This is a genomic window from Pseudovibrio sp. WM33 (assembly GCF_001623165.1).
Classification (GTDB): domain Bacteria; phylum Pseudomonadota; class Alphaproteobacteria; order Rhizobiales; family Stappiaceae; genus Pseudovibrio.
In genome coordinates this window covers 149-21832 of the sequence record NZ_LMCK01000016.1, presented here as the reverse complement: position 1 = coordinate 21832, position 21684 = coordinate 149, and the positions used below count along the sequence as shown (strand labels likewise).

Below are 21684 nucleotides of genomic sequence, written 5' to 3'. Positions count from 1 at the left end.
TGAGCGTAAAACCTCTCCAAATTGATAGTTTGAAGACGCAAAGAGTTCAGCGAAACGCTTTGTTTCATTTGGGATTTTGATTGGGAGAGACCTGTTTCAGTGAGTGATACATCCTTCATCCTTCGCTTCACCTGTGTGGATCAACCGGGCATTGTCTCGACAGTGACGTCAGCCCTGGCTGCTCGCGGTGCAAATATTGTTGAGGCGAACCAGTTTTGTGATCGCAAGACAAACCAGTTCTTCCTGCGGGTTGCCGTGCGTGTGCCGGAGCACATCGACAGAGCAGCTCTTGAGCTGGCCCTGTCACCCGCCGTTGACCGGTTTAAAATGCGGCTGAAGGTGGAAGATTTCTCACGTCGTCCCAAGGTCATCATCATGGTCTCCAGATTTGACCATGCGCTGCTGCATCTGCTTTACCAGATCAAAGTGGGCTGGCTTGATGCCGATGTTGTCGCCATTGTGTCCAACCACGCGGACAGCAAAGGCGTTGCGGACCATGAAGGTATCCCGTTTTATCACTGGCCTATCACCAAGGCGAACAAGCTTGAGCAGGAAGCCAGGCTGAGTGATCTTATTGAAAAAACAAATGCGGAACTGGTTATCCTTGCGCGCTACATGCAGGTGCTGAGCGATGAGATGTCCAGCAAGTTCTTTGGCATGATCATCAACATCCACCATTCATTCCTGCCAAGCTTCAAAGGGGCAAAGCCTTATCATCAGGCTCATGATCGCGGAGTGAAGCTGATTGGTGCGACCGCTCATTATGTGACGCCGGATCTGGATGAAGGTCCGATCATCGAGCAGGAAACTGAACGGGTGACGCATGGCATGACGGCTGAAGATTTTGTGGCCGCAGGCCGGGATATTGAATCCCGCGTTCTTGCACGAGCCGTCAAATTTCATCTGGAGGGCCGCGTCATGCTGAACAACAACAGCACGGTGGTCTTTACCTCTTAGCGGCCACTTCCCCACACCCAACACTGCTTTGCCAACGCACCGAGAATTCATAGAAGTAAAGGATCGAAAACATGTCCGCATTTCCTAACAAAGCGAAAGTTGTGATTGTTGGCGCTGGCGGCATTGTTGGAGCTTCCGTCATCCATCATCTCATTGAAAATGGCTGGGACGATATTGTCGGCATCGACAAATCCGGCATTCCGACAGATATCGGGTCAACAGCTCACGCCTCTGATTTCTGTTATGCCACCAGCCACGATCTTTTGACCTGCTGGACCACCATGTACTCCATGGATTTTTACGAGAAGATGGGTCATTACGCCCGTATCGGTGGGTTGGAAGTTGCGCGTGTGGGTGATGATGAGCGCATGGGCGAGCTCAAGCGCCGGGTGGATTCAAGCAAAGCCTTTGGCACCAATGTGAGCATCATCAGTGCTGCTGAAGCCAAAGAGAAATTCCCGCTTTTGGAAGAAGATCAGATCCAGGGAGCCTTGTGGGATCCTGATGCCGGTCTTGTTGTTCCGCGCTCTCAAACTGTTGCTGGCAAGCTTATTGATCTGGGTGAAGCGACCGGGAAGCTCAAGATCTTTGCCAACACATCGGCGCTGGAGCTCATCACAGATAATGGCCGTATCACTGGGGTGAAGACAGAGCGCGGGACCATCCATGCTGACCATGTTGTGGTGTGTGCTGGCCTTTGGGGGCGCCTTATTGCGGAGATGGCTGGCGAGGATTTGCCTGTCATGCCAGTGGACCATCCCCTCACCTTCTTCGGTCCTTACAATGAGTTTGAAGGCACAGGCGCTGAGATCGGCATGCCTTTGCTGCGGGATCAGGGCAACTCTGCCTATATGCGTGATACGGGTGATCCGAAGAGCACTGAAGGCGGTCAGATTGAATGGGGCTACTATTACGAGGAAAATCCTCGCCTCGTGCATCCGCGTGACATTTTAGAAAAAGAGCAGGCCCGTCTTTCTCCCTCCCAGCGAGATCTGGTGCTTGAGGATGTGATTGAGCCTCTGGAAAAAGCGATGGAACTGACGCCGGTTCTGGCTGAGCTCGGATTTAATGAAAGCCATTCCTTCAACGGGCTTTTGCAAGCCTCCGTTGATGGTGGCCCCTCCATGGGAGAAAGCCGGAAGCTGCGCGGGCTTTGGTATGCTGTCGGCATCTGGATTAAAGACGGTCCTGGCATGGGCAAGTTGATTGCTGACTGGATGACTTATGGCAAGACCCATGTAGATCACAACTCGGTGGACTTCTCTCGTTTCAACGAGTTCCAGCTGAAAGAGCAATACATCCATGACCGGTGCTGGGAGACTGCGAAGAAGATTTACAATCCGCCTGTTCATCCCCGCGAACCCTTTGCAAATGCTCGCGGCATCCGTCGCTCACCGTTTTATGAGCGGGAAGTTGAGCTCGGTGGCTACTTCATGGAGCTTGGCGGCTGGGAACGTGCCCATGGCTATGCCGCCAATGAGCACTTGCTGAACAAGCATGGTAACCGAGTGCCTGAGCGTGAGAACGAATGGGACAAGCGCCATTTCTGGCGTGTTTCCAATGCTGAGCATCTGGAGATGAGTGAGGATTGCGGCATCATCAATCTCTCCCATTTTCACATGACTGACATTTCGGGTCCAGATCACGTTAACCTGATGGAATGGCTGTGCGCAGCCAAAATTGGCGGTGACAAGAATATTGGCAAAGGCATTTACACACATATGCTGGAGGATGATGGCCATGTGCGTGCTGATTTCACGGTGTTTCGTATGGAAGACCGGTGCCGACTGGTGAATGGAGCAGATGCTGGACCGCGTGATCTTGTCTATATGCAGCGTGTTGCAGATGATAATGGCTGGAATGTCTCCATCACAGATGTGAGTGAGGATTACACGACCATTGGTATCTGGGGGCCAAACGCTCGTGAAAACCTGCAGAAGGTCGTTGAGGACCCTGACACCCTTACACCAGAACACTTCCCGTTTGCAGCTATTCGCGAGATCACCATTGCTGGCAAAACCGTCTCTGCTTTCCGCATCTCTTATGTGGGTGAGCAAGGGTGGGAGCTGCATATGCGCTATGAAGACGGTTTGGCTGTCTGGGATGCTTTGCGCGAGATCGGCGTGATTGCGGTGGGTGTCGAGACCTATGCAAACTCGCGGCGCCTGGAGAAGTCATTACGCTTGCAAAATGCAGACCTGCACACGCAGTACAATCTTTTTGAAGCCGATCTATCCCGACCAAAGGTGAAAGCGGCTGACTTCCGCGGTAAAGAAAAGCACTCAGAGTATCGCGCCCGTGAGGCTCAACCTGCCATGTTGTGTACACTGGTGATGACAGACAACACCGACAAAGACGGCGTCGCGCGCTACCCAGTTGGCAACCTGCCTGTGATGCATCCGGATACGGGTGAGACACTGGTGGATGATCTGGGGCGGCGGTCTTATACAACATCCATTGCTTATGGACCGAGCATCGGCAAAAACATCGCCCTCGCCTATCTGCCGCAGGAATACTGCGAGGAAGGGCGACAGCTGGAGGTGTCCTACTTCGATGAAATCTATCCGGTTGAAGTCGCCGGAGTGGGATATGCGCCGCTCTACGACCCGGAAAACCTGAAGCCTCGAAGCTAAATTGTGCGTTTTGCACGCAAAGATTTGAAGAAATGCAATGGCCCCGGATCTGATTAAGATCCGGGGCCATTTTCTTGTCGTGCACAGTGTTAATTCGCGCCGCGATGGGCGTCGTTCCTATCGGCTTTAAGCAGTTTCAGTTTCTGGTGCGCTTACCGCGGCTTTCTTGTTGTGAAAGATGAAGCCGATGAAGTTCAAAAGAAGCTGGGCTGCAAGAATTTGCGTGGATTCAGATGGGTCATAGGCAGGAGCTACTTCCACAAGGTCCATGCCAACCACATCACCACGTTTGCTGAGGCCCTGCAGAATTTCAAGCACGTCGTAATACTGGAAGCCACCGTGACTTGGGGTACCCGTACCGGATGCGATGGACGGGCAGAAGGCGTCGATATCGACTGTCACATAGTAACGCGCGCCTGCCGGAATGCGCTCCAGTACAGCTTCTGCTCCCAGCTCCCGCACCTGACGGACCGACAGGATGTCAGAGCCTCTTGCGCGAGCATCGTCATAGCCTTCCTTGGCGGTGGAGGACACATTGCGAATGCCCAGCTGGGTCATTCCTGAGACATACTCTTTCTCAATCGCACGGCGCATAGGATTGCCGTGGCCCTCCGTCACGCCATGGCGTTCATCAACGAAATCAAGATGTGCGTCGATCTGGATTACATGGATCGGACCTTTTTCAGCACAATCTTCCTCAAAGGCGCGGATGCATGGGATGTTGATTGAATGGTCACCGCCAATCACTACAGGAAGCGCACCAGCATCGAGGATTTTCTTGACCCCAAACTCAATGTTCGCATGGCTTTCAACGGTCTTGGTGTGGATGATGTCCGCGTCTCCAATGTCAACGATACGGACATCGCTGCTGAGATAGGTGGCGTCATCTTCATGGTCGTACGCACCAGCATGGCCGAATGAAAACAGCGTGGACGCTTCGCGCACGGAACGTGGTCCAAAACGTGCGCCTGAGCGCCATTGTGCGCCAAAGTCAAACGGTGCACCCAGAACCGCTACATCCGCATCAATTTGATCCCAATCCGACACATACTCTTTTTTTCCAAAGGTCGAGATTCCAACGAATGGCAGATTGAGGCGCCCGGATTTATAGCCGTGATCAGACATATTTCTTCTCCGTTAGTTCATTATCTGTAGGCGAGTTCTGGCAAGAACAACGCAATTTGTGGGAATGCCATCACAAGCCCTGTTGTCAGCAGCAAGATCAGCAAGAATGGGGGAACTCCGCGGACAACATCCACAAATGGTCGGCGGAAAACAGCAATTGCCGTGAACAGGTTGCACCCGAATGGCGGTGTGGCAGCTCCAATGGCAACCTGCAGCGTGATGAGCACTCCAACCAGCACCGGATCAAGACCCGTCGATTTGATCAGTGGGGCAAAGATTGGCACCAAAATCAAAATCACCACGATGGAGTCGACAAACATGCAGCCGATGAAGAACGCCAGAATGATCGCCGTCAGCGTCATTATCGGTCCAGCCTCATTGAGCCCGAGCGAACTGATGATTGTCTGAGGCACCTGCGCGAACGAGAGGGTCCAGGAGAAGGCTGCGCCCGCTGCGATCAGGATGAACACCACCGAGGTGATGGCCCCCGTCGACAGAGCGATATCCGGCAGATCGCGAAGGCGGATGGATCTGAAGATCAGGGCTTCCAGAACAACGGCGTACAGCACACAGATGGCAGCAGCTTCTGTTGGCGAGAAGACACCGCCATAAATTCCGCCAACAATGATCAGCGGAAAGCCCATGGGCCAGAGTGCGCGCCTTACCGCATCAAACCGCTCTCCCCAGTCAGATCTTTCCAGTACGGGGATGTCGTGTCTGTACGCATGCCACATGCAATAAGCAGAAAAGAACACCACGATGATGAGGCCTGGAACGATGCCAGCGATGAAAAGCTGCGAGATCGATGTACCGGACACAACACCATAGATGATCATGCCGATAGATGGCGGAATGAGATAAGCCAGATCAGCCGCATTGACGATCAACCCAATGGTGAAGCTGTCCGAATAGCCTGACTTCAACATACGTGGCCGCATCGCGCCGCCAACCGCAACAACTGTGGCCTGCGTAGAGCCACAAACCGCCCCGAACAATGCGCAGGCACTGGTTACCGAGATAGCCAGCCCGCCCTTGATGTGCCCCATAAAGCGCATCACCACATCAATCAGACGATCAGCAGAATGACCGCGTGTGATGATATCGGCAGCAAGGATGAACATTGGGACTGCGACCAAGGCAGAGGGTTTGACCCCACCTATCATCTGCTGGACCAGTATCTGCGGACTAAAGTTTGGGAAGTAGATCAGGAACCCGATAAAGGCTGCCGAGATCAACGGCATTTTCATCGGGAATCCGAACAGCAGCAGAACGACCATGACCGTTAGCATGAGCTCTGTCATTTTGCGGTCTCCTCTTCCTTCTCAACGAAGCGCGCGACTGCGGCGGCCGTTTCCGGATCCTCATAGCTGTCGACCTCCAGATAGGAGACGTAGATTTCCTCTTCCGACAGATTGAGGTTTCGCAGAGCTGTTAAGAGATATTGGAGGGTTGCTAAGCCCAACCCGATAACCACCCAGATGTAAGTCAGATAAAGCGGCACCTGCAGTGCAGGCGTGACCCGGCCCCGGCTGGCAACTTTCGCTACATATTCAACGGCATACCAGGTCAGCGTCGCCATCATGGCTGCAGTTGTTATAGTGATCAAAATCATCAGGATCTTACGAAGCTTCTGAGGCAGAGCATCATAGATGGCCGACATGCGGATATGGATGCCCTTTCGTGTGGCGTAACCCAGCCCCATGAAGGTGATGATAACGATCAGAAACTCATTGAGCTCTTCGGAGAAATAGATCGACTGGTGAAAGACGTAGCGCCCGAACACATTTGCGATGGTGTTGACGGCCATGGCGATAACGCCCCAACTGAGGATGAAGACCTCAATCTTGCTAATCACACCGTCAACTTTCCCGAGGAGCTTAAAGGGGACAGAACGGGGTTCCATCTTTACCCTCCTCCAGTGTACCCACACCCCGCCATTTGAGAGCTGGGATGTGGGACTTCCTATTATTGGTGAGTTGATGCAATCTCAGTTTTCAAGGTCTTCAACAGCTCTTCACCGCGAGATCCGGCAGCGTCTACATAGGCACTTGCCGTTGCTTCACTGCGAGCACGGAAGACGTTGCGTTCTTCTTCTGAAAGGACCACCAGATTGATCTCAGGCTTGTTCGACTTAATGGTGTCGAGACGTTTCTGGTTGAAGTCAGAGACCACACCATCAATGAAACCTGACATTCCAGCCATTGTTTCTTTAACAAGCTTTTGACGGTCTGGGGAGAGTGTGTCGAACCAATCAGTTCCGGCAACAACGGTGGTGACGAGTTCCTGCTCGCCAGCCCAGATCAGGTAATCCGTAACCTCATAGAACTTCATCTCTTCGATGGTTGGAACAGGGTTTACCTGTCCATCTACAGCGCCAAGCTGCAGAGCGCCAAAGACCTCACCAAATGGCAGCGGTGTTGGGCTCGCGCCCATGTTCTTGTAGGTCTCCAACAAAATTGGAGAGACCATGACGCGCATTTTGAAGTTAGAGAAGTCATCCGGATTGCGGATTTCTTTGTTGGTGGTCCAGACCTGAGGACCTTCTGAATACATGGTCAGGACTTCTAAGCCACGCTTGCGGAAATCCTCATTCAGATCACCGTAAATGGTCTCAGAGTTGTTCAGAATGTTTGAGACTGCTTTGGCGTCAGATGAAAAGAGATATGGCAACAGAAAAATCTGACTTTCCGGGACGATGGTCCCCAGATTACCGATGGATACGTTGGTGAACTGGATGAGGCCATCCGTCGCCTGCTCTACCGTATCCGTTGGCGTGCCAAGCGTTCCCATTGGGTAGATCGTGATGGTCACGTCCCCATCGGTCTTGGTTTCAATGCGCTTTTTAAACTCCTGCGCATAGGCATCCATGATCGAGCCTGGAATTTCCTCGATGGCGAATTTCCAGTCTTCTGCATAAGCGCTTAGCGGGACTGTGCCCAGAACCATTGCAGCTGTTAGTGTCTTTAGCGATTTAAGAATTGAGTTCATTTCATCCTCCCACAGAACTAGTTCCCAATCTTCCTCGCCGCTAGCACACTAGATGTTGAACCTAGAAAAAATATCAAATAAGTTATGTTTACATGAAATATATCAATGTAATTAAATTATCTGAGAACAGGAAGATCATCAGATGAAACTTCTCCGAAACAATCTGCTCGAAGCATTTTGTGCTGTCGTGGAATGTGGTGGTTTTTCTGAGGCGCAGTTCAGGCTGGGTATATCTCAATCGGCGATCAGCTGCCGCATCCGGGATCTGGAACTTGCGCTTGGATATCGCGTCTGTGAGCGCGGTCGCAGTGGCTTTCAACTCACTGAACGCGGTAAGATCGCCTATGAGAAGGCGTGCGAAATTATCCGACTGGTTGAGGATTTCGACGCTGAACTGCTCGAGTTGCGCGGTACGATTACCGGACAGCTGCGCATTGGCATTGTTGATACGGTGATCAGCCTTCCGGGGTTTCCACTAGTCCCTGCGTTGCAGCGGTTTTTCTCAAAGGAGAACGACGTCAATCTGGAGCTGGTTGTTGCCTCTCCGAATGACTTGAAAGAAGGGCTGATTACGGGAAGTCTGCATATCGCGATCGCACCGTTTAAACGAAAGCGCGATGAGCTTGAGTACATTAAGGTCTGCAGTGAAAATCACTATATGTACTGCGGTCAGGCGCATGACTTGTTTGCATGTGACACCAATGAAATCTCGCCGGACATCCTGAATAATCACGCTGTGTGCCAGCGCTCCTACGACATGATCGTTGCACGGGATGCCAAAGCCCCAGAGCCCAAGGCAATTGTAACAAACATGGAAGCGGCAGCGGCTCTTATTTTGAGTGGGAAGTTCCTCGGCGTCCTCCCTGATCACTACGCCACCCAATGGGTCAACACCGGCGAAATGCGCCTTCTGGAACATCCAGATCTGACCTGGACATCAGAGTTTTACATCGCTTCGCGCAAATCCCAAGCACACAGACAGGCTGTCGAGTGGTTCATCAAAGCGTTGCTGCACGGATTGTAAAGATCATATCAAGAAACAAAGAAAGGAATAAACCGTTTCAATTGCTTAATTAGCAAAGTCATTATCTATTACAAATTCTAGTATTCTTTTTGGTGGCCATTCTTAAACTTGTGGCGCTTAGACATTGCATCCCGGTTTATTTGTGATGTAGGAAGCTGAATGCTCGGCTCTTATGATCAGGGGATGCACCTTGTCTGAACAAATCGAAAATGCAGCCAGAAAACTGGCTGATCTCTTTGACACTTCCACTCCTTTGTTTCCAACGGCCAGCGGGTCACCTAAAGCGTTTGCGAATGGCTTAGAGGATGCCCAAAAACGTATGGAAGAGCGTTTTACTGCGTTATGCGAACTGGCTGGATTGCTGGATCGCGAGACTGAAAAGAGTGAAGTGGCGCAGGGAGCTGCGATTGATCTGTTCCAGTGCTCCGGCTTTTTCTATCTGGCATTGATGCAATACTCTGAAAACCTGCCGAATTCGCTGCTGATGGCGGGCTATGACATTTCGGTTGGCCGCATGCCTCCGGTTGTCTCAAAGGCGCTCAAGCACGTTTCCTTTACGATGAAGAGTGCTATTGCGGAGGACATCACCTTCATGTGCCCTCACCTTTCTAACCTCACCGAGAAGGATGAGTTTGAAGGACGAGCACAAGTGATTTTGGATAAAGTTCTGGCGCAAGCCATTGCCCGCACCGCTCATGCGGTCTCTTCACTGGAAGAAAACGAAAAACTCGACGGTTATGAGATCACTGAGGAAGACAATGCCCTGCGTGCGCGTTGTCAGACCTGTACCGAGTTGCTTGCAAAACTTGTCAAACATTCTGCTAACCCACGTGAGCATGCAGAACGCGTTAACGCGTTTCAGGCATTCCTTGGTAACGCCTAAACGAGCCTGATTGATCAAGCCATGGGATCCTCCTGCATCCCGTGGCTGCCTTGGCAGTTCCACCAAGTTTTACCTTTCAAAGTATACATGATGGAAACGTCATCTAGTTTTCGACAGTTAGAGTGGCGTCGCATATGGCGTCTTCAACTGCCCAGAGGCGGTCTTGCCCCCATATACCGATGGTTCCAACTCGAAAGCTGGGCACGCCCCAAAGCCCGAGCTCTGTAAGTTCCTTGCGGTTTTGCTCTGTTCTTGCACGCCAATCTTCATTGTCGACAACCAGACGTGCCTGCTGCCAATCCAGACCGGCATCTGCGAGGATGCGTGACAAGCCTTTATCTGTGCTTGCATCAACACCTTTCGCCCACACGCCAGTCATAAAGGCACTGCAAAATTCCCTAAGCCTGTCATTCTTCTCAGCAAACTCGAGGAGAGAGTAGCCTCGCTCGATTGCTGTTCCCAGTGGGTCGCAAATCCGGCCAAATGGAATGGCATGCAAGCGGGCTTCACGCGCGGCATCAGCCAATATGTACTTCCGCTTCATAGGCGGTACTGGCAAGCCGCGCATGACCATGGGTAAGACGGGCCGAATGTTCAGCTTTATCCCCTGTCGATCAGCCAGGGCACATGTACGATCAAATGCCAGATACGAATATGGACTCCGGAACGAAAGGAAAAAATCGACCTCCATATGTGCTGGCGGTCTATGAGAATGTCGCCTTTGCGCTACTGCTGGCGCCAACTTGGAGGCTGAAGGCCCAAGTCCAAGTTCATGCAGGCGATCCTGGAGATAGTGTAGCCGGTCGATGCCCCAATACCATTCATCGCCATAATAAAAGGTCGCGCCGAGATAGTGCCCGTGTTTTGCGAGGAGCGTATCACCGCAGGTTTTGGCTTGATCAACCTTGTCGCCCTCCACTGAAGATCGGATTTTTTCTCCACACCACAATTTAGTGCTTATTTCCAGCAGCTTACTCACGCATGCATCGTTGGCGAGTTCCTCTGCCATTAGCGTTTCTGCTTGATTGATTTGGGTTTCATCTGGGGCCTTAAAAGGCCTGCCTGTCAGGCCGTAATGTTTGGCAAGGAAGGCCGCATCCACTCGAGCATATGCTTCCAACGCTGACCTTTCAGGTACGGCCCAATCAGGCGGGCCAGAGATCAGATGGATTTTCAGGGTGACTGCATAGTGCTGCTGAAAGTCGCCGAGCATTTGAAGTATTAGGTGAGCATATGGATCTGCGGCATGATGAAAATAATGTACTTCATGCGCCTCACCCCGCCGACTTCGTTGTTTTTCGTAGAAGGCCCGTTTTCGCTGCACTCTGGTTTCACTCGTAATGTATTCTGCAATTCTCGACTTTATTGCTGAGTGAAACGACATAGAGACGGCTCCTCCATCCAAGAGTGAGGGGCAACGTTAACCTGCTATTTCTTTTGCTGCAACGAGGCGTTTGATTGATGCCTGCAAACCTAACGGACGTTCAATGACGCATAATCGTAATACGTAAGCTACAAAAAGACGCCTTATTCTGTCAAATTTCACGGGTTGTCGGATAAACTTTTCTCAGAATACGCTTCAAACGTCCATATTGTGAGAATCTCATGCAGGAACGTTTGATACAGCTGCTGGAATCTGTTGCTGGAGCCGCCAAGCCGGTCAGTGCGAACGATCTTGCGCAGATGACCAAGCTTCCCAGAGCAACGATCTATCGGAACCTGTCGTCTCTGCTTCGCTGCGGCTTTCTGGATGAGGTTGAGGACGGCAAACGGTATGTTCTGGGTATCCGGTTTATCAAAATTGCCCTCACAGGAAAATCAGAGTCACATGTGATCAAAGCTGTCTCTGCTATGATCCACCGGCTGGTGATTGAACTTGGTGAGACGGCTTTTTTGGCACGATATCGTGGTGGCCGTGTGGAACTTATCCATGTTGAGCCTCCCAATGATCCATCCATATCTTATATTTACCCCGGCCTCGGGACCCGGCCTGTTCATGCTTGCTCCTCCGCCAAAGCCATTGCTGCTTTCATATTGCCCGAACTGCGAGATGAACTGCTGCGAACCGAACGCGTGCAATTTACGCAAGCCACTCTCATTGACAGTTCTGATATCGCTGCTGAGCTGGAGAACGTGCGGCGCGATGGCTTTGCGCTTTGTGATGGCGAGATTGATGACTGTGTCACCAGCATTGCCGTGCCCATTATGGTTGACCGACTTGGAGCACTCTTCAGCATGGGTGTTGTTGGCCCCCAAAACCGCATAAAGCCGCGACTTCACACGCATATTTTACCTGTACTCAAAGAAGAAAACATACGCGCCGCAGCTGCCATTCAGCACTGCTCAATTGTTGATGCCGAGAGAGCAAATTTGGAGGCTCTCTCCGGCGAGTTGGAGGCAACTCGAAATACTCATTAATTAATTTCTATTGGAGGATCTTATGAATAGAAGAGAATTTGGTGCACTGGTTGTTGCTGCTGCAGCGGCTGCCGGACCGTTTAGAGCTTTTGCTGATGAAACCTGTCAGTCACCTTACATGCCCAAGATTACCGGGCAGGAAGAATTCGTTTATGTCTGGACACTCGGCGTTGAGGGAATGGGCGATGAGCAAGATAAGCTTGTTACCATTGATCTGCGGCCAGACTCGCCCATGCGCGGTCAGGTGATCAACAGTCTTTCTGTCGGCGGACGGAATGAAGCACATCATGGTGGCTTTTCAGCAGATCGTCGCTATTTCTGGACTGGTGGTCTGGATACCAATCGCATCTTCATCTTCGACGTACATAGTGACCCATCAAAGCCATCCCTCCACAAAACTATTGAGACCTTTGTCAAGGATTCAGGGGGCGTTGTTGGGCCACATACATTCTTTGCCCTTCCCGGCAGTATGATGATCACCGGGCTTTCCAATGATGATGATCATGGTGGGCGCACGGCACTGGTTGAATACAACGATGCCGGCGATTACGTGGCGACTTATTGGATGCCAACCGCTAGTGACATGCAGGGTGCCGTTGCTGTGGGGGATGCTGTTGCGGACGGTTATGGCTATGACATTCGCGCACTCATTCGCAAGAACATCATGTTGACCTCCTCCTTTACTGGCTGGTCAAACTACATGATGGATTTTGGGCAGATGCTGCAAGATGCCGACGCGATGAAGCGGTTTGGCAATACGATCGTTCAATGGGATCTGCATACTCGTCAGCCGCGTAAGGTCTTCAACGTGCCGGGCGCTCCGCTGGAGATCCGCTTCCCATGGGGGCCGAATGCGAACTATGCATTCTCTACGACCGCTCTCACCTCCAAACTCTGGTTGATTTATGAGGACGACAGCGGAGAATGGCAGGCCAAAGATGTAGCGGACATCGGAAATCCAGCGGACATTCCGCTTCCCGTCGATATCTCCATAGCTGCTGATGATCAGACACTGTGGGTCAACAGCTTCATGGATGGCAAGACGCGGCTCTTTGATATTTCCGATCCGCATAACCCCTCTCAAATTTATGAGAAAACCATCGACCGTCAGGTCAACATGGTCAGCCAGAGTTGGGATGGGAAACGGGTCTACTTCAGCTCTTCCTTGCTGGCAAACTGGGACAAAAAGGGTGACGACGATGTGCAATATCTGCGTGCATACACCTGGGATGGGAAAGAGCTGATCGAGGACTTTGATATCGATTTTTACAAGCTCGGCCTTGGCCGTGCGCACATCATGCGTTTTGGCAGTTCTGAGCTGTACACCAGCTAGATCAAACTCGTTTTGGGGCAGCACGCGTGTTGCCCCATGCTTTTCCAACTCATTAGGTCTGATGCATGCGTGTATTGAAAAAGTTCCTGGTCTTCAGTGGTGTTGCAGCAACACTTCCAGCACTCTGGTATACCTTAATGGCCGGACAAGCTGCTCCCACTCGCCCATTTTCAGATGCCTTTACCCCTCATGAAGAGTTTCAGTTTGATCCTCCCAAGCCGGGTTCTTACACGCTGAACCGGTTTAGGACGGCGCCAGATGGACGGGTTCTGGATGTAAATGGACAGACACATTCATTTGCAGCACTGACCAGAGGTAAGATCAATTTGGTGAGCTTTGTCTATCTGATGTGCGGCGATGAGAATGGGTGCCCAATCGCTATGTCGACGCTCTTTGAAATTCACGATGCCAGCCAGAAGCTTCCCGGACTGCGAGAAGACGTTCAACTCATCACGATCAGCTTTGATCCTGCCCGCGATACGGTTGAGGCCATCAACTCCTTTTCATACCCCCTTCAAATCGATGCGAATGCCGATCAAAAGCTGAAATGGCACGTGCTTACAAGTTCAGGCATGGCAGATCTGCAGCCTATTCTGGATGGTTTTGGCCAAGTCATTGATCGGTCGAATGATCAGGAGGTCATCAATCATCTTTTACGAATGTATCTGATTGATCGCGAAGGCGTTGTACGTAACGTTTATGGGCTTGGAACCATCGACCCGAGGCTCTTGATCACTGATGTGGAGACGCTTCTACTGGAAGAAAGCAGGTCATAATGCGCCAGTGGTTTCTTACATGTCTGATTGGCAGTCTCCTGTGTTGGACAGATGGCGCACATGCACAATCGCATTGCATAGCAGACCTAGAAAACTGGTCTGCACTGGCTTTGAAGCGGAGCCTTTCTACCCCGCTTGGACTTCCGCCCGTCCCACATCCACATGACAACCCACCTAGTATTGCGAAGATTAAGTTGGGCCGGAAGTTGTTTTTCGATCGGCGCTTGTCGATCAATCGCACAATGTCTTGCGCCATGTGCCATGTTCCAGAACAAGGGTTCACCAATTGGGAGCTGAGCACAGCCATCGGCGTTGAAGGGCGCAGTCTTAAGCGAAACTCACCAAGCATTTTGAATGTCGGGTATCTGAATGTGCTGTTTCATGATGGCCGGGATCATGCATTGGAGACACAGTTTATCAGTCCATTAACCGCGCGAAATGAAATGGCAAATCCGTCTGCGGGACGTGTTGTTGCTCTTTTGAAGGAGATTCCGGACTATGTGCAGATGTTCGAGGATGCCTTTGAGGCTCAGGCGTCTCTCGACAGGGTTGGGATGGCCCTTGGCGCATATCAAAGAACAATCCTTGCGGGGAACAGTCCCTTTGATCAATGGTACTTTGGTGGTGATGAAACTGCTGTTAGTGCCGATGTTAAGCGTGGTTTTCAGGTATTTAACGGCAAAGCGGGCTGCAGTGCTTGCCATCTGATCAAAGATGACTACGCCCTCTTTACGGATGAACTTTTCCATGACACCGGATATGGTCAGATGCGTGAAGAGAAGCGCCAAAATCCCCCGACAAGCATTCCTGTGCAAGTTGCCCCCGGAGTGGTGCATCGGATGGAATTTTCAAAAATCCGATCTGTTAGTGCTGAACGCGAAGCTGATCTAGGGCGCTATGAGGTAACAGAGGACCCAGTTGACAGATGGAGGTTTCGCACGCCTTCGCTGCGTAATCTCACAGTAACGCCACCTTATATGCACGACGGCCATCTCAGTACGATTTCGCAGGTTATTGAGTTCTACGACCAAGGCGGATCACAACTGAGTGGTCAAGACCCACGCATCCGCCCGCTTGGCCTCACAAGAGCTGAAAAACAAGACCTCGAAGCCTTCCTGCAAAGCCTGACCTCTCCTGATCTCGACTGCCTGATAAGCGAGGCAAGAGTGTTGCCACCTGATAATCACTAAGGTGGCAACCTAGGTCGATCCACTCAGACTTGCAGTGCGTGTTGTTATCCGGACTAGAATGCTCCTCATCGCTCGCAAACACGTTCTACTTCTTGCGCTTTAGCAGATTCTTCAGTTTTGCGCGTCTGCTGGTGTGGCTGTTCAGGATTTTTTCCAGGTTGCCGACTTTTTCACGCAGGGTGTCCATTTCGTATTTAACTTTGCGGATGTTTTTGTCGTTGAGCAAGCGTGCAACCTGATAAACTGATGCGCTCGCTTCGTCGCGGACCTTATCAAACTCAGCCTGAGCCTTCGCTTCGCTAATCGTGTTGCGTTTCAGATTGAGTAGGATGAGTTTTTGGCCAATTTCATCGATCTCTTTTTCATAGCCCGGTGCAAGTTGCGAGGTTGCGAGACCTACGCGGTGCGCATCATGTAGAGTGTCCAAAGCAACCTTGAGGTACTCGATGCTTTCATCGCCGTCGTCTAATCTGGCATTCGCGAGGTGGTCTTTTGCGGCGGCGGCGTGCTCTTCGGCTTTCTGGAGGATCATCCCGTAATACTCTGCTTCTGATGCATCCAGCAGGTCTTTAACATTTGCTTTGGCTGTTTCCAGAAGCTGGTCAGTGGACGCGATTGCATCTTGAAGGTTGGCTTTTTGCTCTTCATCATCAGCTGGGCCGAAGCTGTCCTCACGTTCCAACTCCAGCTCTTCTGATGGCTTGAGCGTTTCTTCAGGTTGATCCTCTGATTTAGATTGCACCGAACCAGACCTGCGCTTAGGACCTTTCGTTCCCTGTTTGTCGAGAAGTTCCTCCATTTTATCAAGGTAGTACTGGAGTGTATTTAACGCTGCCTGAGCACGTCTGATCTCACCTTTGAGGAGAAAGTCTTTTGCTTCAAAGGCCGTTCGGATACCGATGGAGTGATACTTGCCGTAGTTTACTGCGTCGTCGGCATTCTGGATCGTGCTGCTCAGTTTATTGAGATCGGCCAGATCCGTTGTTACATCTTCAACTTCCTGTTCCAGCTCAGGAATTTTGTCTGCTATGGCTACACCGGAATCGTGTCTTGATTGCAGAGCTTCATTAACAACGCGCAGAGCAAATAGCTCAAACTCGGCCTTCTCGAAGTTTTCCTGCTCCATCAGTTTTTGTGCTTCTGCTGCATGTTCAGCACCGCGCACCTGCATTGCCTCAAAGACTTCACGGTCCATGCCATCCTGAATGTCTTTCTTCAGAGCCTCGAACTCGGCAAGTTTTTGCTGGCTCTCCTTTATCGTGGCAGCGAGCTTTTCTGGATCTTTTGAAAGTGGCATTGCCTCCTGGAGCAGTTCAAGCATGCGATCTTCCTGGCTGAGTATGTATTCACTTTCCTTGTCAGGACCGAAGCGGTCTCCTTTTTTAATCAAGGCAATGCCTCGATCTATCGCCTGGAGAGCTGAGCGTTCAGCATCATCAAAAGCCGTTGTAAGATGTTTGATTTTTTCGAGTTCTGGTCGACGTTTAACAACGTCTGCAATGCGCTGCCGATAGACTTCAAAGCCTTCTATGAAACTCGCCTTTGCCTCTTCAAATAGGCTCGCATAACGCTGTTTCTCGGCTTCAACCACCTTCACGGCATCGGTAAGCTGATGATTGAGATCTAATCCGTCCAGATAATTTTTTCTCTGAATGGCTTCCCTCAATTGCTCAACCAACCCTTTGGCTTTATTGTAGTTTGTTTCGAAATCGGTAAAATCCAACCCCCAATCTGCATATTGATCAAGGCTCACATTTACGTTGTCAATAATCTTTTCGAAACCTTCGGCCCGTTGACTCAATCCTTTCATCTGAGACTCTGTGAAGTTCTCACTGAGCTTGCGGAAATTGTCCATCGCGTTGAAGGCATCCAGTGCCTCTTGTAACCCGGATTCCATGCCCGCAATGATGGCTTTACGGTCTCCGTCCTCTTGTGAGTTATTTAAGTCAGTTGCAGCAGTAAGATTCAATCGTGCCTTATCAAATTCCTCAATGAAAGTCCCTTCAAAATAGGTGTCACGACAGGACGGCCACCATTCATCGTATGAAGCTATTACAATGTCTTGTAGTTTGCTAACATCAGAATAAATATTGTCTTTTTTAATTCTGAAGGCAGTGATGTCGGCATCGTACTGGGCTTGTGCGTCGAGTTCTGATCTCACAGCTGCAACACCTGCGTCACCGAGAGCATCGAGCATGACGTCCATAGCTTTCTCGATCTCTGAAAACTGCAGTACTGCGGCCTTTCCCTCTCCAGATTTTGCCAGTTCATGAGCTTTATCCAGACCAGCTCTCGCAGTGGCATCTGCATTTTCAAAAACTTTCAAAATCTCTGGAAATTTTGCAACCGTGTCTACAAGTTCGGACAGCTTAATGTAGTCAGTCAGCAAGTCAGAAAATGACGTGAAGACCTTAAGTTCTTCGTCTAGTGCTGCTTTTTCCGCTACCTCACTCGCCTGTCTCATGCTCTGCCGGTGTGTTTCAGCCAGATCCAAAGCATCCCGAGATGCTGCAACATCTTGTTGTTCTACGGATATTTTGAGTTCCGCAATGTTGTCCATTGCTGTCAGATAGGCATCATCTAATGCGGACAGATCAATCGCCCAGCCACCCAAGTTTTCACGCACTTTGTAAATATCTTCGAATGCGGCAAGATAGTATTTGGCCCCTTCAGAGATGCCGTTGAGCTGCGACATCACGATTTGCTTACTGACATCAAACGCATTTTCCATGTCGCGATAGGCTTTTTTGGCCTCTGTGATTGGCTCTCGTATGCTCGTGATGAATAGATCCTGATTGACTTTCATCCGTGGGCCAGGTGTCATCATTTGGTCAGCGCCTGTGAGCCAATCCATCGCTTCATCGATTGAGGCGTTTGCCAGTTGGAATGAGTTCTGGAATCGTTGGAGGTAGTCTCCTTCACAGAAACGTTCCCAAACTTTATTCCCCTCTTTGACAGCGTTTTTCAGCTGTTCGACCTCAACGCGAAGCTGCTTTAACTCCCTGACGAATAGTGCAATTTCTTCCTGCTCTTCTTTTTCCGCCAGTTGTTCTATAGTTAGAGCTTCCTCTTCCACTTCAGATGTTTCCGTACCTGCCTGATAGCTTTCCGGTTGCTTTGGTTTTGGCGGATTGGCGACAAAAGCGTCCAAATTGACCATAGATTGCTTCAGGTCTGCCAGCGCGCCTCTGGCGTCTGTGATTCGGCCTTGGCTGATGTAATCGAAGACTTCTTTGGCGTAGCCTTGGGCGATCATCCTGAAACTGAGAAATTCCCCACAAAGTTCATCATTTACAATGCCATTCGCAACGTTTTCATAGGCTTGAATTCTGCCCCAGGCCTCTTGCACATCAAGCTTCAGGCCTGCAACTTTGGCTGCGGTTTTTGCGCCGCGTTCCAAGGCGATTTCGAGGCCGCTGAGAGCAATCTGGGTGTTATCGATTGCATCGTCGGCGTCTTCGTATTTCTTGCGTTTGAAGAGAATTTCAGCCTGATCGGAGTACTCGACAGCTCTATCGTATAGATTATCGAAAATTGCCTCTTCTTCTTTGTCTTTGAAGACATCGCTGCGATCATTGTATGCGGCAATATTTTCTCGCAATCTGTCCAGCGTCTGCATGAAGAGTTCAGTATTCTCCACCTGAGTGGCAGCTGTTCTGATCCCCTGGAAGTTCTGCAATTTGTCGACGTGGTTTTGCAGGTTTGCAATGGAGGTCTGTGCGTTGGCGGTGACCTGATTGGCCTCGCTCAGGTTTTCATTTTTCACCGCTGTGTCCGCGCGATCAAGGTTGAACTCAACTTCGCCCGCAATATTATCGAACCTTTTGAGGAAAATCACTTTTCTCTCATTTACCTCTGCGAATTTCACAAACTCAGAGCGACGGGAGAACAATGGAGCAGCTTGTTTTTGCAGTAAAGCGATCTGATCCTGTGCAATCTCAAGAGCCGACTGTGCCTCAACAGCAATCTCATGCATCTCAGTCAGGTCAAGCTTGACCTTTTCAAGCTTGTCTTCTGCGGACAGCACTTCACCTTTTAATAGGTCAGACTGCGCATCTGCAATGGCGCTACGTGCAGACTTATCCGCCTTCCTAAAGACGGGCAGAAGTCCGTTATACTCGCTCACCAACCCTTCCTGAGAGGCCAGTTCATCTGCCTTCTTTGTCAGCTCAATCGCATCACCAGCAAGCAGTTTTACTTCGTTCTCGTCATCATCGTCCTCTTCAGGCGTCCCTTCAGAAGACGCAATGCTTTGCAACATAACTTGCTGCATTTCGATGAAGCCGTTTTCAGCGCTCTCAACCGCCTTTTCCGCCTCAAAGCCTTTGCCTGCTGCGACCGGAGATGTTGCTTGCTTGCAACTAGCCACGACCGCCTCATGAAGCTTCTCAAATTCTACCAAGTCTTTGGGATTATGCTCTATTTCGAATTTACGTGTACTCAGATCAGCAGCTGCTGTTTCGGTTGATTGAACTCGGTTCTCGATATCTTTTTTCGCGTTTGCAGCATGTTTTTGCGTTTTCTTCAGCAGGTCTTTCAACACCGCAAGATTGATAGATGCGGCTTGTAGACTTTGCTTGGCAACAGAGATGCTGTTGCTGTTCAATGCCGTGTTCAGATCCCTAATGTTTTCAGCGGCCTGTTCGTAAGCCCCGTCAAAGCGAGACAGATCAATGTTCCAGGTTTCAATACTGGCGCGTTGCTTATGGACATCATCCAGTTTCTTCTTTGCTTCAGCTGCTATCCCCCTCATGCTATCGAGAGTGATGTCCTGGCCTTCCTTGAAGTTGGACTGCATCACGCGGAGATATTCTTCTCCACGGTCCATGAAGGCCTGCAGTTTACCAAGGTCAACAAAGCCTTTTTTATCTGGCTTGTTCATGATGTCGTTGGCTTGCTTTACATTGGCCTCGGCAAGCTGCTTAGCGTCTTCGAACACCCTTTGAGTGACGTCTTCAATGAAGACATCAGTTCGTTTGCCAGCTATATGTACTGCTTTAGCAAGGGACCTTAAGTTCCTGCTTACTTTAGACAATTCCTTTTGATGAATACGCTTGCGTTCTGCCAGATCCAGAACAGCCTGCTGTTCTTCGGCTTTGTCTTGCGGGGGGTGCTCTGCCTGAGAAGCAGAGACTGTTTCGCCACCTTGCCCATTTTCGCTGTTCGGCACCTGATCATCATCATCAGGCAGATTAAACCTGACCTTCATCGTCTTTAAGACTGCATGCGCCCAGTTTTCGTGCTCTGGAGGGAGGTTATTCTCAGGCATTTGGAATCTCCGAAGTTCAGGAAACTGCTGTTTCACACTTTAATCGCGCTCCGCAGAATTATGCGTTGTCGCTCTTCGGATATGGGAAAAATCAAGTCTTTCGCTGAAAATTACGTTGCTGATACTTGGTTAAGTTAAGGTAAGTTTAGATCCAGTCTGGATTTGTATTTGAGGCAAGGTTTAAATACACGAAAAGAGATGGTTATTACGCAATGCACACAACGGAAAATGGCTTTGCGTTGGTTTGTGTTGAAATGTGATTGTAACGGTTTGAGAGCCTACAGGCATTCTTGAGAAAGAGATTCAGAAATGCCTATTAATGCGTTGATTTAACTATAATATTATTCAGGTTACATCTATAAACTTCGCTCCAACATTGGCAAACAAGGCTAAGTCGTTTGCTGCGTCAGTTAGCGTTGTTTCGTAAAACTCTCCATCCACTATAGCTTTATAGAAGGCGTCCAACTCAATCCGGAACGGATCTTCATAGGACGGACCAATCACCTCTTTGGTGGTCTGTTCTTCGGTTGAGCGAGTGATACTAAGTTGTGTCGGTAGATTACGAATGTACGGTGTATCATAAGTCACCTGGTATCGCTCCATCTGGGTCAACACTTCGATACCTGCTGTCCGTCATCAGGGATAATTGGACAAAATCGGTTTTCGAATAGCGGAGTGTCTGGCCCTTTTGCTTGTTGATGTTAAGCGTCTTGTGTGTGGTAGCGCAAGCGGCGGTTTTGAAGAGTTTTTCGTTTAATCATCTTCCGATGCTGTAGGATCTGTTTATCTCGCCCGAAATAGGCGTTGGCTGGCGTGACGTTGCCAAGGCTCTCGTGATAGCGGCGGTGATTATAGTAATCGACGAAGTCTGCGATTTGCGCCTCCAGATCCTCTGACATGTAGTAGTTTTCGAGTAAGATGCGGTTCTTCATAGTCTGATGCCAACGCTCGATCTTACCTTGCGTTTGCGGACGCTCCCTGAACATGCTTCATACGCTTCTCCTCCAACCATTCAGCTAGGTCGGTAGAGACATAGGAGCTCCGGTTATCGGACAGTAGGCACGGACGGTGCAGCACCTTTGGCTGCC

At 50.3% G+C, this 21684-nt stretch carries 15 protein-coding genes and 1 pseudogene; 8 read left to right on the top strand and 8 right to left on the bottom strand.

Translation table 11 applies throughout. The annotated features are described in order from the left end of the window. Nucleotides 1–99 precede the first annotated feature (99 nt). Complete coding sequence (gene purU / locus PsWM33_RS04020; RefSeq protein ID WP_063299309.1) at nucleotides 100–957, top strand: formyltetrahydrofolate deformylase; 858 nt, start codon at nucleotides 100–102, stop codon at nucleotides 955–957. Between the two features lie 71 nt (nucleotides 958–1028). After that, on the top strand, nucleotides 1029–3590 hold the full coding sequence (locus tag PsWM33_RS04015; protein ID WP_063299308.1) for a GcvT family protein: 2562 nt from the start codon (nucleotides 1029–1031) through the stop codon (nucleotides 3588–3590). Between the two features lie 126 nt (nucleotides 3591–3716). On the opposite strand, the gene speB is transcribed toward PsWM33_RS04015, so the two are convergent. The 4 genes from speB to PsWM33_RS03995 form a co-directional block, all read right to left on the bottom strand. Further along, nucleotides 3717–4715, bottom strand: a complete 999-nt coding sequence (speB, locus tag PsWM33_RS04010; RefSeq protein WP_063288609.1) for an agmatinase — start codon at nucleotides 4713–4715, stop codon at nucleotides 3717–3719. Nucleotides 4716–4735: 20 nt separating this feature from the next. Continuing rightward, on the bottom strand, nucleotides 4736–6016 hold the full coding sequence (locus PsWM33_RS04005) for a TRAP transporter large permease (protein ID WP_063288608.1): 1281 nt from the start codon (nucleotides 6014–6016) through the stop codon (nucleotides 4736–4738). Then, on the bottom strand, nucleotides 6013–6618 hold the full coding sequence (locus PsWM33_RS04000) for a TRAP transporter small permease (RefSeq protein WP_063296878.1): 606 nt from the start codon (nucleotides 6616–6618) through the stop codon (nucleotides 6013–6015). The genes PsWM33_RS04005 and PsWM33_RS04000 overlap by 4 nt, the downstream gene beginning before the upstream one ends. A gap of 62 nt (nucleotides 6619–6680) precedes the next feature. Beyond that, the gene (locus PsWM33_RS03995) at nucleotides 6681–7703 is read right to left on the bottom strand and encodes a TRAP transporter substrate-binding protein (RefSeq protein ID WP_063299307.1); all 1023 of its coding nucleotides are present in this window, start codon (nucleotides 7701–7703) and stop codon (nucleotides 6681–6683) included. 142 nt (nucleotides 7704–7845) lie between these two features. On the opposite strand from PsWM33_RS03995, the gene PsWM33_RS03990 reads away from it, so the two are divergent. After that, nucleotides 7846–8727, top strand: a complete 882-nt coding sequence (locus PsWM33_RS03990; protein WP_063299306.1) for a LysR family transcriptional regulator — start codon at nucleotides 7846–7848, stop codon at nucleotides 8725–8727. Nucleotides 8728–8917: 190 nt separating this feature from the next. Further along, nucleotides 8918–9610 (top strand): hypothetical protein, encoded by a 693-nt coding sequence (locus tag PsWM33_RS03985; RefSeq protein ID WP_208991899.1) that lies wholly within the window; start codon nucleotides 8918–8920, stop codon nucleotides 9608–9610. A gap of 103 nt (nucleotides 9611–9713) precedes the next feature. Here PsWM33_RS03985 and PsWM33_RS03980 read toward each other — a convergent pair whose 3' ends face one another. Continuing rightward, on the bottom strand, nucleotides 9714–10994 hold the full coding sequence (locus PsWM33_RS03980) for a 2-hydroxychromene-2-carboxylate isomerase (RefSeq protein WP_063299305.1): 1281 nt from the start codon (nucleotides 10992–10994) through the stop codon (nucleotides 9714–9716). Between the two features lie 221 nt (nucleotides 10995–11215). Here PsWM33_RS03980 and PsWM33_RS03975 point away from each other — a divergent pair, with 221 nt between their 5' ends. From PsWM33_RS03975 to PsWM33_RS03960, 4 genes are all read left to right on the top strand, one after another. Beyond that, on the top strand, nucleotides 11216–12028 hold the full coding sequence (locus PsWM33_RS03975; protein WP_063299304.1) for an IclR family transcriptional regulator: 813 nt from the start codon (nucleotides 11216–11218) through the stop codon (nucleotides 12026–12028). Nucleotides 12029–12050: 22 nt separating this feature from the next. Further along, nucleotides 12051–13361: a selenium-binding protein SBP56-related protein gene (locus tag PsWM33_RS03970; protein WP_063299303.1), complete on the top strand. Its 1311-nt coding sequence runs from the start codon at nucleotides 12051–12053 to the stop codon at nucleotides 13359–13361. 65 nt (nucleotides 13362–13426) lie between these two features. Further along, nucleotides 13427–14137, top strand: a complete 711-nt coding sequence (locus PsWM33_RS03965; protein WP_063299302.1) for an SCO family protein — start codon at nucleotides 13427–13429, stop codon at nucleotides 14135–14137. Then, on the top strand, nucleotides 14137–15327 hold the full coding sequence (locus PsWM33_RS03960; RefSeq protein WP_063299301.1) for a cytochrome-c peroxidase: 1191 nt from the start codon (nucleotides 14137–14139) through the stop codon (nucleotides 15325–15327). Before PsWM33_RS03965 ends, PsWM33_RS03960 begins: the two co-directional genes overlap by 1 nt. Before the next feature lie 85 nt (nucleotides 15328–15412). On the opposite strand, the gene PsWM33_RS03955 is transcribed toward PsWM33_RS03960, so the two are convergent. From PsWM33_RS03955 to PsWM33_RS03945, 3 genes and pseudogenes are all read right to left on the bottom strand, one after another. Then, complete coding sequence (locus PsWM33_RS03955) at nucleotides 15413–20596, bottom strand: hypothetical protein (protein WP_063299300.1); 5184 nt, start codon at nucleotides 20594–20596, stop codon at nucleotides 15413–15415. Between the two features lie 345 nt (nucleotides 20597–20941). Further along, a complete protein-coding gene (locus tag PsWM33_RS03950; protein ID WP_153039894.1) occupies nucleotides 20942–21211 on the bottom strand; it encodes a hypothetical protein in 270 nt (89 codons plus the stop codon). Nucleotides 21212–21297: 86 nt separating this feature from the next. Further along, nucleotides 21298–21684, bottom strand: a pseudogene (locus PsWM33_RS03945) (integrase core domain-containing protein); the annotation flags it as partial.